This is a genomic window from Tautonia rosea, from assembly GCF_012958305.1.
GTDB lineage: Bacteria > Planctomycetota > Planctomycetia > Isosphaerales > Isosphaeraceae > Tautonia > Tautonia rosea.
The window spans coordinates 204,876-221,219 of the sequence record NZ_JABBYO010000007.1 but is presented as its reverse complement, the minus strand read 5'-3'; the positions used below and the strand labels follow the sequence as shown (position 1 = coordinate 221,219).

10 protein-coding genes are annotated in these 16,344 nt (G+C 62.5%); 7 read left to right on the top strand and 3 right to left on the bottom strand.

The window, feature by feature from the left end:
• Positions 1-143 precede the first annotated feature (143 nt).
• The 5 genes from HG800_RS14355 (at position 144) to HG800_RS14335 (ending at position 9,298) form a co-directional block, all read left to right on the top strand.
• Entirely contained in the window at positions 144-1,508 is a 1,365-nt protein-coding gene (locus HG800_RS14355) for a glucose-6-phosphate dehydrogenase (protein WP_169977321.1), read from the top strand.
• 266 nt (positions 1,509-1,774) lie between these two features.
• Positions 1,775-3,448 carry a gamma-glutamyltransferase family protein gene (locus tag HG800_RS14350; RefSeq protein ID WP_169977320.1) on the top strand — a complete coding sequence of 558 codons (1,674 nt, stop codon included), beginning with the start codon at positions 1,775-1,777 and terminating at the stop codon, positions 3,446-3,448.
• A 21-nt stretch (positions 3,449-3,469) separates the two neighbouring features.
• Positions 3,470-5,161, top strand: coding sequence for an N-acyl-D-amino-acid deacylase family protein (locus HG800_RS14345; RefSeq protein WP_169977319.1), 1,692 nt, complete (start codon positions 3,470-3,472; stop codon positions 5,159-5,161).
• Between the two features lie 808 nt (positions 5,162-5,969).
• The gene (locus HG800_RS14340) at positions 5,970-6,704 is read left to right on the top strand and encodes a hypothetical protein (protein WP_169977318.1); all 735 of its coding nucleotides are present in this window, start codon (positions 5,970-5,972) and stop codon (positions 6,702-6,704) included.
• 1,136 nt (positions 6,705-7,840) lie between these two features.
• Positions 7,841-9,298: a sigma-54-dependent transcriptional regulator gene (locus tag HG800_RS14335; RefSeq protein ID WP_169977317.1), complete on the top strand. Its 1,458-nt coding sequence runs from the start codon at positions 7,841-7,843 to the stop codon at positions 9,296-9,298.
• Positions 9,299-9,452: 154 nt separating this feature from the next.
• On the opposite strand, the gene HG800_RS14330 is transcribed toward HG800_RS14335, so the two are convergent.
• Genes HG800_RS14330 through HG800_RS14320 form a run of 3 tightly spaced genes read right to left on the bottom strand, consistent with a single transcriptional unit; the run spans position 9,453 to position 14,602 of the window.
• On the bottom strand, positions 9,453-12,329 hold the full coding sequence (locus HG800_RS14330; RefSeq protein WP_169977316.1) for a hybrid sensor histidine kinase/response regulator: 2,877 nt from the start codon (positions 12,327-12,329) through the stop codon (positions 9,453-9,455).
• Between the two features lie 57 nt (positions 12,330-12,386).
• Positions 12,387-13,937, bottom strand: a complete 1,551-nt coding sequence (locus HG800_RS14325; RefSeq protein ID WP_169977315.1) for a DUF2254 domain-containing protein — start codon at positions 13,935-13,937, stop codon at positions 12,387-12,389.
• A gap of 5 nt (positions 13,938-13,942) precedes the next feature.
• Positions 13,943-14,602, bottom strand: coding sequence for a PH domain-containing protein (locus HG800_RS14320; protein WP_169977314.1), 660 nt, complete (start codon positions 14,600-14,602; stop codon positions 13,943-13,945).
• A 563-nt stretch (positions 14,603-15,165) separates the two neighbouring features.
• Between HG800_RS14320 and HG800_RS14315 the strand changes: the two genes are divergently transcribed.
• On the top strand, positions 15,166-15,336 hold the full coding sequence (locus HG800_RS14315; RefSeq protein WP_152049572.1) for a DUF1328 domain-containing protein: 171 nt from the start codon (positions 15,166-15,168) through the stop codon (positions 15,334-15,336).
• A gap of 95 nt (positions 15,337-15,431) precedes the next feature.
• Positions 15,432-16,337: a DUF2188 domain-containing protein gene (locus tag HG800_RS14310; RefSeq protein ID WP_169977313.1), complete on the top strand. Its 906-nt coding sequence runs from the start codon at positions 15,432-15,434 to the stop codon at positions 16,335-16,337.
• The last annotated feature ends 7 nt before the right edge of the window (positions 16,338-16,344 follow it).

The window sequence follows — 16,344 nt, the reverse complement described above, 5'->3', positions numbered from 1 at the left end:
TGACTCGACGGCACTAGAATTGCAACGCCAGGAACCACAGACCCGACGCCGGCGCGCGTTGCTCGCCGATGCACTCGGTTCCATTTGAGCGTTTCCTCATTCTTGCAATTCAGCACTTCATCTACCAAGTCAAGGGAGAGCCGATGGCTCCGGACTTCGTCATCCTCGGCGCCGCGGGCGATCTGACCTCCCGCTATCTGATGCCTGCCCTCGTCCATCTCATCCAGGCCGAACACCTTGACCCGGATGTCTCCATCCTCGGCGTCTCGCGTCAGGATTGGAACGACGATCAATTTCGCCAGCACAGTGCCGAGCGCCTAAAGCAGCACGTCCCCAACGCCTCTGCCGAGGTCATCGCCAACCTGCTCGCCCGACTCCAGTATCGCCGGGCCGACGTGACCGACCGCGCCGCCCTTTCCTCGGTCTTCCATCAGGTCAAGGGACCGGCCATCGCCTACCTGGCACTGCCGCCCAGCCTGTTTACCCCGACCGTCGAAACACTCTCCGACCTCGACCTCCCTCGGGGCAGTCGGATCGTCATTGAGAAACCGTTCGGCACCGACCTCGCCTCAGCCCAGCAACTCAACCGCTTGCTGCACGACTCGTTCGCAGAGGATGCCGTCTTCCGCGTCGATCATTTCCTCATGAAGCAAACGATCCAGAACATCCTCGGCCTCCGCTTCGCCAACCGCATCTTTGAGATGCTCTGGAATCGCGACCACATCGAACGCATCGAAATCACCTGGGACGAAACCGTCGCGCTTGAAGGCCGAGCCTCCTACTACGATCGCTCCGGCGCACTCCGCGACATGATTCAGAATCATTTGATTCAATTGCTTACACTTGTCTGCATGGAACCTCCCGTCTCGATCAACGCCCGCGACCTCCGAGACCGCAAGCTCGATGTCCTCCGCGCCATCCGCCGCGACTCCCCCGCCGAAGTCGAGCGCCACACCTACCGCGCCCGCTACACCGCCGGCCAGGTCGGCGATACCATCCTGCCGAATTATACCGACGAGGAAGGAGTCGATCCGGACCGTCGTACCGAAACCTTCGCGCAGGTCACGCTTCACATCGACAACTGGCGATGGGCTGGCGTGCCGATCGTCCTTCGTACCGGCAAGGCGATGGCTGCCGATCGTCACGAAATTGTCATCCGCTTCCGCCCCGTCCCGCACCTCGCCTTTGAGCAATCCCCACCACCGTCCAACATCCTTCGCCTTCAACTGAATCCTGACCGCATGGCCCTTGGCGTCAACATCAACGGACCTGGCGATCCGTTCGATCTGGAACACGTCGAGCTAACAACCGATTGCTGCCGCCAGGAACTCCCCGCCTATGCCCGCCTCCTGCTCGACGTGATCGAGGGAGACACCATGCTCTCCATCCGCGACGACGAGGCCGAGGAATCCTGGAGAATCGTCGAGCCCATCCTTCATGCCTGGTCCGAAGGACGCGTCCCCCTGCTCGAATATCCCGCCGGCTCGACCGGCCCCCACCTCGAATAAGCCAGACCGCCCCTCCCTCCCAACCGAGAACACGTCGATCGCAGCATCCTGCTCGATTCTGCCCTTCACGTCACGGTCGCGCTTGCTCCACACCGTCCTCGCGATCACACTCGTTCCCGCCCCCCGGCCAGAACGGCCCCACCCTCCTCAGGTCAGCTGACGGAGCCGATCCACGACCGCTCCCGACCCTTGCCTCCCGGCCTCCAATCGGTTCCAGTAAGACTCAACTCGGCGCTTCCCTTCCCGGTTCACCTGGAATACTCGCCATGATTGCTCGCGTCTTGATGTTCGCGATTGTCCTCATGCCTTTCTCGGCCCGATCGCAGGACGACCGCGCCCGGCCAACCCGCCCTCCCGCCGATTCCGCGATCGGCTGGCACGCCTCTGGTCAGTCCGGGGCGGTCGTTGCCGGCGGTGCCGAGTCGGTCGAGGCCGGTATGGCCATCCTTCAGCAAGGCGGCAACGCCATCGACGCCGCCGTCGGCACCCTGCTGGCCCTCAGCGTCACCGATGCTCACCTGTTCTGTTTCGGCGGCGAGGTTCCCATCCTCATCTATGATGCCGAGCGCGGCGTGGTCGAATCGATCGCCGGTCAAGGAGCCGCCCCTCGACTCGCCACCCTGGAACACTTCGAGGCCAAAGGAGGCATCCCCCGTTCCGGGATCGAATCGGCCGCCGTCCCCGCGTTCCTCGATGCCTGCCTGACCGCGCTTGATCGTTCCGGCTCGATGAGCTTCACCCAGGTGGTCGCCCCAACCCTTCAGATCCTCGACCGCGGCGAGCACCCCTGGCACGCCAACCTCGCCCGCACCCTCCGACGCCTCATCGAGGCCGAGGCCGCCGCCTCCGACCGCCGCCAGGGGCTCCGCCTCGTGGCCAACGTCTTCTATCGAGGGCCGATCGCTGTCGAGATCGACGCCTGGTCCCGCGCCCACGGCGGCCTCATTCGTTACGCCGATCTGGCCACCCACGTCACCCGAGTCGAGGAACCCGTCTCCCTCAACTACCGCGGCCACCGTATCCTCAAGTGCGGCCCGTGGACCCAGGGACCCGCCTTGCTTCAAGCATTGCAGATTCTGGAAGCGTTTGATCTCTCTTCGCATTCCTCTGGCGATCCCGACGCCATTCACCTTCAGACCGAGGCCCTCAAGCTCGCGTTCGCCGACCGCGACGAGTATTACGCCGACCCCCTCTATGCCCCCGTCCCGTTGAACCTGCTCCTGAACTCCGACTACGCCGCTTCCCGCCGCTCGTTGATCGACCCCGACCGCGCCTCGCTCGACCGCATTCCCGGCGACCCCGCCGCAGGCCAGGCTCGGCTCGATCCTGAGCGCTCAACCGTTCGGATCGGCACTGATGGCCCCTCACTCGACACCACCACCTGCATCGTCGCCGATTCGTTAGGCAACGTCGTCGCCGCCACCCCAAGCGGCTGGTCCGGCGTCCTGGCCGGTGAGACTGGTGTCTGGCTCGGCTCTCGTTTGCAAAGCTTCAACACCTGGCCGAACCACCCCAACGTCATCGAGCCCGGCAAACGCCCCCGCATTACCCTCACCCCGACAATCGTCCTCAAGGATGAGACGCCCGTCATCGCCGTCAGTGTCGCCGGAGGGGACGCGCAGGATCAATCCACCTTACAGATGCTCACCAACCTGATTGATTTCGGGCTGTCACCGTCCGAGGCGGTCACGGCCCCCCGGTTCAATTCCGAGCACCTCGTCGGTTCGTTCGGACAGCCCGCCCCCGAGCTGGGCCTGCTCCGAATCGACCCCCGCGTGGGTGACGAGGTCCTGGCCGAGCTTGAAGCCCGCGGCCACCGCATCCAACCCTCGCGATCCCCGGTCGGCTCCAACCCGACCGTCCTCCGCATCCACCCCGACACCGGCCTGATCGAAGCTGCCGGCTGCCCCGACTCTCGACGCCACGCCGCTGCTTACTGATTGACTCACCGAGGCCCCACCATGATCGCACTTCGCTCCCTCCTGGTCGCCGTCGCTGCCTTGCTTCCGTCCCTTGTGACGGCCAGTCCGCCCGACGACACCCTCTTCGACCTCATCATCCGCGGTGGTCGAATCGTCGACGGCACCGGCAACCCCTGGTACGCCGGTGATCTCGGCATCAAAGGGGACCGCATCGCCGCCGTCGGTCTCATTCCCGAAGACGCTGAAACCGCTCGAACGATCGATGCCACCGGACTCATCGTCGCCCCGGGTTTTATCGACATCCACTCGCATTCCGACTTCGTTCTCTTTGAGGACGGCGCCGCCGAGTCGAAAATCCGCCAGGGAGTCACCACCGACATCCTCGGCGAGCACACCTCCGGCGGCCCCTTCGCCGAGCCTCTTGAGCTGACCATTGACGGTCAACCCGTTCACATTTCCACCCTGGCCGATTACTTCGACGCGATCGAACAGTCCGGCAGCGCCATCAACATCGCCTCGTATGTCGGTCTCGGAAACATCTGGCAGGCCGTCATGGGCGACTCGTTTGACCGCCCGACCGAGGAGCAATTCCAGGCCATGGAAGCCCTGATCGACCAGGCCATGCAGGACGGCGCCCTCGGCCTCTCGACCATGCTCATGCACCCCCAGTCGCTCGGCACCCAGACCGACGACATCGTCCGCCTGGCTCGCGTGGTGGCGAAACACGGCGGCATCTACTCCTCCCACATCCGCACCGAAGGGCTCGGTGTGCTCGACTCCATTGCCGAGGCCATCGCCATCGGCGAGCAGGCCGGGCTGCCCGTCGACATCATTCACCTCAAGATCGCCGAGCAGACCCTCTGGGGCCGGATGCCCGAGATCGTCGCCATGATCGACGCCGCCCGAGCCCGAGGCGTCGACGTTCAGGCCAATGTCTATCCCTACACCCGAGGCAACAACAACCTCGTTAGCATCATCCCCCCCTGGGCCCACGAAGGCGGCCGAGACGCTCTGCTCACCCGCCTGGCCGATCCCGAAATCCGGCCTCGGCTCAAGCAAGACATCCTCAAGGGCATCCCCGGCTGGTACAACCACTATCTTGCCGTCGGCGGCGACTGGTCGCGCATGCTCATCTCCGAGCGCCTCAGCCCGACCAATGCTCGCTTTGAGGGGCAGACGATGGACGTCATCCTCGCCGGCCTCGCCGCCGATCGCCAACCGGCCCCCGATGCGCTTGACCTCCTGTTCGACTTCCTCATCGCCGAAAACGGTTCGATCGGCTGCATCTACGCCCACCACACCGACGAGGACATGACCCTCGCCCTCCGGCAACCCTGGTGCTCGGTCGGCTCCGACGGCTCGGCCCTCGCCATCTCAGGCCCGCTCCGCCGTGGCCATCCCCATCCGCGCAACTTCGGCACCTTCCCTCGCGTGCTGGGCGTTTACGTCCGCGAACAGGGCTTGCTCACGCTTGAAGAAGCCATTCGCAAGATGACTTCCCAGAACGCCCTGAAGGTCGGCCTCACCGACCGCGGCTTGTTGCTCCCCGGTCTTGCGGCCGACGTCACCGTCTTCGACCCCGACCAGGTGATCGACCGCTCGACCTATCTCGAACCCTTCCAGTACTGCGACGGCATCACTCACGTTCTCGTCAACGGTCGTCTCGTGCTCGATTCCGGCAGCTCGACCGGCGATCGGCCCGGCCTTGCCCTGCGTCCCGGTCGCCCCTGATCGCTCGCTCCCGTGGCCGCCCGCACGTTTCTGTTCGATCGATCGTCCCTCGCACCCGCCCTTCGGCCTCTCTCTGCCCTGTCCACAGGGCAGAGAAGGCCGGAGTGAGAGGCCTGACCAGTCCCCTACCCTTGAATACTCGCCGTCGAGGGACTCAAGGAGCACGGGAATCGTCTCGGCCGTCGGTCTCCCCATCTCCCAACTCACTCCCGCGACCCGCGGGTTTCGGGAATCTCGTTCGCGCTGCTCCTCACTTCGTCCATTGATTCAATGATCCCCGACGACCCCGACCACGCCCGCGCCGTCTCCCCACCCTCCCGATCACGCTGATCCCCGAACGTCGGCTCCACCACTCCCCCATCGCGTCGAGCCCATTGCCTCCCCTTCACCTCCAGGCCAAGGGGAAACCGGCCGCCCCACCCCCACCCCGTCCCCACCGTTACCGTTTCTGCCATCGCGTGCCCTCACGCTCCCCCTTCTCCAGCGCATGGATTTCCTCTCGTCGTTGGTGTCCTGCTCGACGTCTCGATCCGTCCAAAATCTCGCCAAGAATAGCCATTGTTTCCCCCCGACATCATGCCGGCGTTTCGTTTCTTACGCCGGGTTGACTGCATGCAACATTCCGCCGGGGCGACCGGTGCTTCGCGTCAACGCGTCTTGATTCACCTGTTTTTGTCCGAACACTGAAGGCGTCGGTCGATGCACGGCGCTGTGCAGATGGAAGCCCGATGGATCGAGGAACAACGGCGCCCTCATGTTGCAAGGTTGCGTAACTCCTGATTTAACCGCTCCACGAGTCAAAACACTGATGCTGACCCCCCGCTTGCTTTCTCTTGTGACCTTGATGACCGTGCTGGGTGCTTCGGCGGCCAGCGCCGACCCGGTCTACGGCACTGCCGCCAACCTGACAGGCTCTCGAACCGAAGACAACCTGATCCTCCTGACCAACGCGTCCCAGGGACCAAACCTGAGCGACTACTCTGGAAAATCACTGAAGATCGAGTGGGAAATCGCCCAGATCAGTAATGCCGCATTCTCGTACACCTACACCTTTACGGGTTTCAATCAACCCGCGATCAGCCACATCATCCTCGACCTTACTGACGACGCCGTCTTCCCCCAGGTCGACCCGAAGGCGGTAACCGGCACAACGTTTAATGGCTCATCGGACGACGTCGATCTGATTTTCGGCGAGTTCGAGGCCAATGCTCAAAATCCTGGTGGTCCCGGCGGCAGCAACCCCGGCTTTCCTCCTGGCCCCTCCATCGTGGGGGTGAAGTTCGAAGGCATGGATAACCTTTCCCCTCTGGTCATTTCCTTCACCTCGAACCGGGCTCCGGTCTGGGGAAACGTCTACATCAAGGGTGGCAACAACGGCTTCGCTTATAACGCGGGGCTGATTGACCTGAACTCGTCAGACGTCCTCGACTTCATCGCCCGTCCCAACGGCGTTGTGCCTGAGCCCTCGTCGCTGGCCCTGTGCGGGACCGCGGTCCTCGCCGGGCTGGGTCTGGGAGTGCGTCGCCTCCGCCGCCGACGTTGACCCCACGGGGCGTCTCCGAGTTTCCTCCCTTCGGAATCGCCCCATCCTGACGTTCTGCCCTGAATCGGGCCTCGATGCGACGCTGCATCCGGGCCACTCACTAATGACGACCCCCACCCCTCGTCCCTCGCGGACCCGGGGCTCGGGGGTCGTCGCCGTGCGCCCCCGGCCCGCGGGCGACGCGTCTCCCCTGCGCGGATCGTACCTCTACGCCTCGGATTGAGTGACTGGGCCTCCCCCATTTCCCGATCATTTCATTGCCGGATTTTCGATCGCGCCCCCGATCCTCTCTCTCATCCCCCCGAACCTCACCCATGACACCCCGCCCCCGAACCCTTCACTCGCCCAATCCCACCCCCACTGGCTCCTCCTCGACGGTCAGCCGACGGCCCAAACACCGACCTAAGCCACGCACGCAATCACGCATAAATGCAATTTGTCCCCTTGATTGGCCCCCTTCCCCCGCCCTCACCGTTTATCCCCGAATGACGGGCTCCCCCTGCTCCCGAGATTCCTCCTCGGCTCCGCGTTCCACTCGTGACACCATCTCCTTTTCCGCCGCGCGAAACGAAGCCAATCCTCACCGGCGGGTTTCCCGAAACAAACAGGCAGCGGCAATCCTAACCTCTTTTGCCGAAAGAGGATTCCTCATCTACACCTCCCCGATTCTCGGCGCACCGGCGGGTTATCCCCGGACGTGCCGGGGGCCGTCTACCGGTCCTGGATGCGGCCCGGCCCCTGCCGGAACCGGTCCTGCGACCTGCTGGCCCCTGGGGAGTCAACCTGGCGCGAAACGAAGCCAATCCCCCTCAGCCCCGTTTCCGAAACGAATCTCTTGCAATCGCCACAACCTTAAGCAATTCCTCAAGATCAGCGCAATCCCCCTCGATCGATGCAGCGCACCGGGCGGCAAACGCCCCGCGCACCAACGGGCAACCGAGGCGGCGGGCCGAGGCGGGACGGCCACGGCAAGGGGCCGATTCCGTGGCGGCGGCTCCGCTCGCAATCGCACCATGGCCCGGTATAATGGGGACCGCGCTCCCCTGGGGTTCCCAGTGACGGAACCATTGCGTTCCAACCCTGGTTCCGACACCTCGCACCGGTTGGAGACGCCCGAGACGATTGAGACATTCACCATGCCGCTCACCGTGGTCATCGATGACGACCGTTCCGTTCAGCATCTGGTCGGCCAGGCGCTCAAGCCGCTGAAGGTCGATGTGCAAACGGCCTCGACGGCCGATGAAGGTCTGGAACTGATCCGCAAGCATGCGCCGGATGTCGTCTTGCTCGATATCCTCTTGCCGGAAACCTCGGGGCTGGAGCTCTATCGGCGGGTCTTCGACCTCGACCCGAAATTACCGATCATTTTCATCACCAGCCTCTCCTCGGGAGAGACGGCGATCGAGGCCATCAAGCTTGGCGCGTACGACTACATCCACAAGCCGCTGGATGTCGAGCAGCTCCGCGAGAAAGTCAACCAGGCCATCGAGATCCGCCGACTCATGCACGAGCCCGTCGTCCTCCCCGATGCCGGGACCGAGCGGAGCGAAGGGGAACTGCTCGTCGGCAACAGCCAGAAAATGATGGAGGTCTACAAGGCCATCGGTCGGGTCGCCCCGCAGGACGTGACCGTCCTGATCCGGGGGGAAAGCGGCACCGGCAAGGAACTGGTCGCCCGCGCCATCTACCAGCACAGCCGACGCACCAACGGCCCCTTCCTGGCAATCAACTGCGCGGCCATTCCCGAGGGCCTGCTCGAAAGCGAGCTGTTCGGCCACGAAAAAGGGGCCTTCAGCGGCGCCGTCACCACCCGAATCGGCAAGTTCGAGCAGTGCGACGGCGGCACCATCTTTCTCGACGAGATCGGCGACATGTCTCCGGTCTTGCAGAGCAAGGTCTTGCGGCTCTTGCAGGAGCGGCAATTCGAGCGCGTCGGTGGGAACAAGACGATCAAGGTCGACGTGCGGATCATCGCCGCCACCCACCGCGATCTGGAGAAGATGCCCGAGGAAAAGTTCCGCTCCGACCTGTATTACCGGCTCAACGGCTTCGTCATCAACCTGCCCCCGGTCCGAGACCGCGGCGACGACCTCTTGATTCTCATCGACCACTTCCTCAAACGCTTCAATCGCGAATTGAGCAAGCAGGTCCAGGGACTCTCTCCCGAGGCCCTGAACCTCATGATGCGCTACGACTGGCCCGGCAATGTTCGGGAGCTTCAAAGCGTCTTACGCCAGGCCTTGCTCCAGTCGACCGGCCCAGTCCTGATTGCCGACTTCCTGCCAACGGACGTCCGCACCGGGCGTCGGGGCGAACCGGCCGAGTCGGCCAGCGAGGCCAGCTCCGACCTCGACCGCTTCATCCGCGATCGGCTTCAGGCGGGCTCCAAGGACCTCCACGCCGAGGCCATCGAATTCCTCGAAGCCCTGCTCATCCGTCGTGTCCTCACCAGCACCGGCGGCAACCAGTCCCGCGCAGCAGAGATTCTCGGCATCGCTCGCGGCAGCCTCCGGAACAAGATCCGATCACTCGGCATCTCCATCGACCGTGTCGTGGGTGACGCCGAAGACGAGAACGACGATCCGAAAGCCTGACCTTGTTACTCTGCCACCATGCAAACTTCGCACCGAGGATTCAAAGAAAAACCCAATTGCGCAAACACCAATAAATCATATTTCTGAATTCAAGAAGTCAACACTGATTTAATCAAACCAACATATGCGCATACAGAGAATTCGCGCACTCCACTCATCTTGCCATTGCGTCCCGATCGGCCGTGAGCACCTCTTGCAAGCGTTGCAGTTCGGCAACAAGGTGCTCGACGGCTTCGGGGGCATCGGCCAGGCGGTTTTCGCGGCCGATCTGTTCGACACGCCCTGCCGCCTTCCTGGCTGGACCAGAGCCGCAACTTGCGGTCAGTCCTTTCAGGCTATGGGCGGCCCGTTCAACGACCCTGGCGTCATCGGACAGCAATCCGCGGCGGAGCTGATCGAGCAGTTCCGGGAAGTCTTCGAGAAAGAATCCGATCATATCACGGAATAATTCTTCATCTCCTCCCAAACGCTTCAGAGCGGCCTGACGGTGATACACGGGCTCATGATCCTGATTCACCAGCTTCTCCTGCGCGGGTTTCTGCAACGATTGGCCCAGATGAGTCAGGGGCTCGGTCCCAACGTTGGTCCGGTCAATCGCACCTGGTGGCGAGCCGTTCCCGAAGAGACGGGGAATTCCCTCCGACGAAGTCTCCCGATCCGAGCGATCATTCGATGACCTTGCATAAGACTCAACAACACTCACCAACTCCTGGATATCAATCGGCTTGGCCAGATAATGATTCATTCCGACCTGGAGACACCGATGGCGGTCATCGCGCATGGTGTGGGCGGTCAGAGCGACAATCGGCACATTGGAATTGATCGATCCGCCGGGGGCTCGGATGGTCGAGGTGGCTTGAAGGCCGTCCATCACCGGCATCTGAAGGTCCATCAAGATCACGTCGTACCGCGATCGGAGTGCCAGATCAACCGCCTCCTGGCCGTTAGTGGCCAGATCAACCTGATGGCCTCGGCGCCGGAGCACGGCCATGGCAAGCTTTTGATTGGCCGGCGTGTCCTCGGCAAGCAAGATGTGCAAGGAGCGCTCCGTACCCGGCTGCGGCGTGTCCGATCCAGGCGTGCGGTTCTCCTCGGGATCGTTCGGGGGTCGGGTCTCCAGAACCTTGACAATCGCATCGAGCAGCCGAGCGGGAGTGATCGGTTTCTCCAGAATCGCCTCGACCTCGGGAACGGCTGCTCCTTCAGACGCGTCCGGGTCGCGGTCGGTCGGCGATTGCATCAGGACCGTTGCTCCGGCCAGACGCTCCCGATGGATGCGAGAGGCCACGGTATCCCCATCGAGACTGGGCATCTGAGCATCGACGAGGACCAGAGGGAACGGCTTTCCCCGATCGGCCGCCTCCGTCAGCAAGGCCAGCGCGGTCGGGCCGTCGGAAGCGAGGACCGGTCGCATCGACCAGCCGGCCAGGATCGACTCCGCCACGGTCCGGCTCGACGGGAGAGGATCGACGACCAGAACCGGCACCCCATTGAGATCGGGCGGCGAGGTCGGTGGTTGCGGCCCATCCTCGGCCCCTTTCTGCAACGAGACCAGGGCCCGAAATCGACTACCCTGCCCAGGCATACTCTCCAGGTGGATCTCGCCCCCCATCAAATGGGCGATTTGCCGACAGATCGACAACCCCAGACCAGTCCCCGAGTACGGCCGGGTGGTCGAGGCGTCGATCTGGGTGAAGGGCGAGAAGATACGCTCGCGGTCATTCGGGTCGATCCCGATGCCGGTGTCGGCCACCTCGAACCAGACCTTCACCACGTCCGGGTCGGCTGCTGGCCGGTCGTTCGGGTCGAGCCTGATGGTCAGGGTCACGGCTCCCGCCTCGGTAAACTTGATCGCGTTGTCGATCAGGTTGACGAGGATCTGTCGCAGTCGACGGACGTCCCCGACCAGTACCTCCGGCACCCCGTCGGCCACTTCGGCCGTCAGTTCCAACCCCTTGCGGGCGGCTCGGTCGGTCAGAGGTCGGATAACCCGGTCGAGCATCACCCGCAGGTGGAAGGGAGCCGGATCGAGATCAAGACCGCCGATCTCGATCGAGGAGTAATCGAGCAAGTCGCTGAGCAAGGCCAGCAGGGCCTCGGCCGAGTCCTGAGCCGTGGCCAGGTAGTCGCGAAGGGTCGGGTCACTCTGCCCAGCCATGGCCAGTTGATTCATGCCGAGGATCACGTTCATCGGTGTGATCAGTTCGTGGCTCAGGACCGCCAGGAATTCACTCTTGGCCCGGTTGGCGGCCTCGGCCCGAGCGATTGCCTGGGCCAGCGCACGCTCAACACCCTTCTGACGGCTCAGATCGAGTACGAACGCGACCCAGTCGAGGCCCCCTGGCTCTACCAGTGCCCCCCCCACCAGCACCGGAACCGATCGGCCGTCGGAAGTCAGGTAGGATTTCTCAAAGGAGGGAAGCGTGCCGATCCGGAACAAATGATCAAAACGCTCCTCGTCCTGCGCTCGTTCGTTCTCAGGGGTGATCTCAGCAACGCTCAGGCCCCGTCCGTGCAACTGATCCTGGGGGTAATCCAGCATCTTCAGAAACGCGTCGTTGGCCTCCAGAATCGACTCGTCTCGCCCCTCGATCACGCCGATCACGCCCGACTCGGCCAGGCGGCGAAATCGGGCTTCGCTTGTCCGGCGCGCGCGAAGGGCTTCATGTGCCTCGGCAGTGGACCGCTCGGCGCGGGCTCTCGCCTGGTGCAACATCTGACAGACCATGCAAATAATCAAACCTTCAAGCACAAATGCCAGAACTGGCGTGAATTCTCCGGGATCCGAGAACCAGAAGGCGCCGATCGGCGGCAAGAACGCCACGACCGAGGCAACGACCGCAAGGCCGAGCGCGAGTAAGCCGGGCATCAAGCCCCCGTACCAGGCACTGACCGTCACGGCTCCGGCAAAGAAAAGAAAGGGGCCGAACTCCTGGTCGGTCACCGGATCAATGGCCCATCTCAGCACAAACGCCAGGGTGACGCTCAGCAGGGCGATTGTGTAGCGGTGGACCATGTCAGCGTGACGCATGAGATTCCAGCACAAGCAGCGGCCATGAAATGGTTCGAAGAAGCGTATGAGAGAATCCTAGACTTTGACCCGTCTTGGTTGCCAGCGATCGACCTCTCCCGTAACGTCCTGTAAATCAAGTTGGTTGAGGATGTCCTGGAACCGCTCGGCGATGTCGCGGCGATCGTATTCCTCGACGATGGTTTGGCGGCTGCCACGTTCGATCATCACGGCCTGGCGAAGCAAGGCTGCCCCGTCGGTCAGATTATCGACTCGAGAGGCAATGAGGGCGATCACCTCAAGCAAGCGGATGGTTAGAGCCGTATCATCGGCACCGTACTGGCGAATTTGGTCAAAGGCGGTATTGATGATCCCGCCGAAACGGGTTGCTCGGGCAATGACGCGAATTTGCCCGTCGCTGTCGAAGCGTTTTCGGGAGGGGATCTTGCGTCCCACTAGCAAGCACATGGCGGCTCCCAACCGATCGACGCAATTGATTGCGGTGAAGGGGTCGTTGTTTCCGAGGGCTCGGACAGCAATCTCGACAAGCTGGCTGATCGAGAACTCGACATCCTCCGGAGGAGTCCGCTGAACCCCAATCAAGAAGACGCTCCGGAGCCGGCGTTCGATCTCCTCACTCACCCGATCCGGCGGCCAGACCAAGCCCACCGAACCACCCGCCACCACGAAGTCGCCTGGGCGTTGATCGAGTCGCATGACAAGATGCGCTTCCGAGCAAATTTGAACAAGTGCCTCGTGATCAATGAACTGAAGATACCCGGAGACGGCGACCGGCAGGGGGCGCGCCTGCTCGTCGAAATCCGGAGGGAGATCGTCGTCAAGGGCTTCGCGAACGGTTGAAGGCCCAATTGCCTCGATCGAATCGCGGGCTTCCGGAAAGTGGCGGCGGATCGAACGCTCAAGCTCCCGAGCGACCGAGTCAATGACGTTCGGAGCCTGGATTGCCTGAGCAACGTGGTGGATAAAGTAAATGAGCATTCCCAAGCAGACCAAGGCCAGGCCAACTCCCAGCCAGATCGAGATCACGGGAACGAAGGAGGTTGGCTCGGGCAAGGCGGCCCAGACCTCGGCGTCGACATCTCCCGTTCGAGCCGACGACGCAGCGCTCGGGCCTGGAGCATTGGCTCCGCTTTCGATCGCCAGCAGAACCATCACGCTGTACACGAACGTTGCGAGAAAGGCCCCGAGCACGAGCTGCGTACCCATGTCGGTCATGAACGTGCGGATCAGGCGCGGGCCGAACTGATCAGAGGCGAGTGTCAGGTTGACCATGGCGATCGAGTAGACGATGCCAACAATCGTGATCATTGAGCCGGCGATCATGCCCAGGATGGTCCGAGCCTCGTCAGGACCTCCTTGCGCATACCAGTGTTCAATGATTCGTCCGTCGCCGTAGAGGTAGCCGTCCAGCTCGATCGCCAGCAAGGCCATCGCGAGGGCGAGCAAGACCATCAGCGAGGGAACGAACAGGTAGCCCGACCTGAGCCAGTCCCAATGATATCGCAGGCGCATCGTTCCCCCCGGGTAGGACAGGCGGGAGGGGCGGGCGATGCGAGCCGTCGGAAGATTGAGGCTCGAATTCGACGAGGGCTCGGGATCATCTCGCACGGCGGTTAATCCTGGTGTTCTCGGATAATGGCTGCCACTGCTTCAGGATCCGGAATCGCCTTGGCCCGGATCTCGATGGTATCCTGGCCGGCGCTGGAAACCCGCAGATCACCGATGTTGAGCATGCGAGCGATGACCGATTGATCGATCTGAAGGTTCCGAACGTCGTCGTGATTGACCTCACTGGTGGACTTCGCGAACAGCCCGGTCCGCAGGATGGTCCGACGGTTGGTCACAGAGAGTGTGACGAAAAGGGACTTGAACCACCAGTAGAGCAGGTCAAGTGCTCCAATCACCACGGCAGTCAGTCCGCCCCAGCCGAGCCAGGGGTTCGTACTCCCCAGTCCCCAGATCATGGCGATGCTGCCGGCAATGATGACAAGGATCGAGGCCGTCGTCTGAAAAATTCGACGCTTGAGCACTGCCGGATGAAGGACGAGAAGCACCCGTTCCTGATCAACGGGGTTCATCACCTCCGGTGCTCCACCCTTGCGGATGACCGAGCCGGCTTCGTCGTCACTGATCGGAAATGACGGTGGGGCTTCGACTCGAAAGGGCCGCTCGCATCGCGGGCAGTTGACGACCTGACCGAGCATTTCGTCGCCGATCTCTGCCTTCGCCTGACAATGCGGACACTTATAGACAAGACTTGACTGTTGATTCATGAATCTCCCTCCCTTGCTGGAGGTGCAACGCAGGTCGGCCTCGGCCGGGTAGCCGCACTCGCCGCACTTCTGATCAGACCTGTCCTCGAAGACAACGAGACTCGGCATGGATCGCCGTGGAACGTCCCTCGGGTCACCTCACTGCCCTAGCTCGGAGCAATCGTCGTGCCAACGGTTCAAATTGAGCAAGGCGGGGTTTCTGAACACCTTGTGACCGCACTGAACCGGAAGTGACCAGGCACGCTGCAACCGCTTGACGACGCGGAGCCGAGATCAGTGCATCGGGCCGTTAGCGCGATTGCTGATCCGTTGATTGATGCCGGTTCTCCTTGGTCCTTTCTCACGCTTTGAAAGCGGATGCTGAGCTGATCTGTAATCGCGCACGCGTGAGCGTAGGAGATCGCTTGGGCACCGATCGACCTCAACGAATGGAATCTTTTGGCACACGACTTGCCCCAGGGTTTGTGCGACGGGTGAATCTGCAGGTGTTGATGACACCGGCAATCGCATACCGTGGCCATTTCCATTACTTCCCCAACATTCCTGGGGACAAGGAGATTCTCATGTTAGGCTGGGCGATTACGTTCCTGATTATCGCGTTGATTGCTGCAGTGCTGGGGTTTGGCGGGATCGCTGGCACGGCCTCCTGGATTGCTCAGGTGCTGTTTGTCGTGTTCCTCGTCCTGTTCATCGCCTCACTGATCTTTGGGCGGACGCGAGGACCAGCCGCCTGACGATCGGGGCTGCTTTCCTATCGCCCCGATGATCCGTCCGGCGCGGGCGGACCCCGCGCCGGGTGGGGCAAACACCAGATTTTGAGGAATCAACGATGGCAAAGAATCTGCATGTGGTGCCCCACGAGGATCGTTGGGCCATTAAACAAGAAGGAGACGATGGAATCGTTTCTGAATATGCGACCAGGACGATCGCAGTGGAGGAAGGTGAGAATCTTGCGCGGGATCGCGAGGTCAATCTCATTGTCCATCGACAGGATGGCGTCTTCGATCATGTGATGAACTTCACCGAAAGCAATGGGCGGTCCGGGAGCGACCGCGACCGGGGCGATCACCGTCGTTCGGCACGCTCGGCCAACGACGAGATCATCGGCTTGCACGATGTGACCTCGGTCGGTAGTCGAGTGAGCTGGAGTGCCCTGATGGCCGGCGCGGTCGTGGCACTGACGGTTTATGTATCGCTCGGTACGCTTGGCGTGGCTGTGGGGCTTTCGACGGCCGGAACCGACGTCGTCGGCGGTGGCACGCTGGCCATCGGTGCGGCCATCTGGGCCGCTGTTTCGTTGCTTGTCGCGTTGTTCATGGGCGGCTTTGTGACCAGCCGGAGCACCGTCGGGGAGCGGAAGGACGAGGCGATGATCTATGGCCTCTTGCTCTGGGGCACCATTTTCGTCGCCGTGGTGGTGCTGACAGGGCTTGGGTTGAACCTTGGTGTCGGCGGAATGCTTCAGCAGGTGACCGGGCCGACCATGACTCCAACCCTCACCGAGGCGCAACTGATCGACGCCGGCTTGACCGCTCAGCAAATTACCGATGTTCAGGCGGCCCAGGCTCAGACGAGCACACTTAGGGCGACCACGGCCGCGTGGTGGACCTTTGCCACCCTTATCGCATCAATCATTGCCTCAATCGCCGGATCGTTGATTGGTGCCGGACCTCAGCTCTCGCTCGAAGATTTGAGACGTCGGCGCAACGCGGGCCTGGCGGTCCGCCCTTCCTGACCGAACC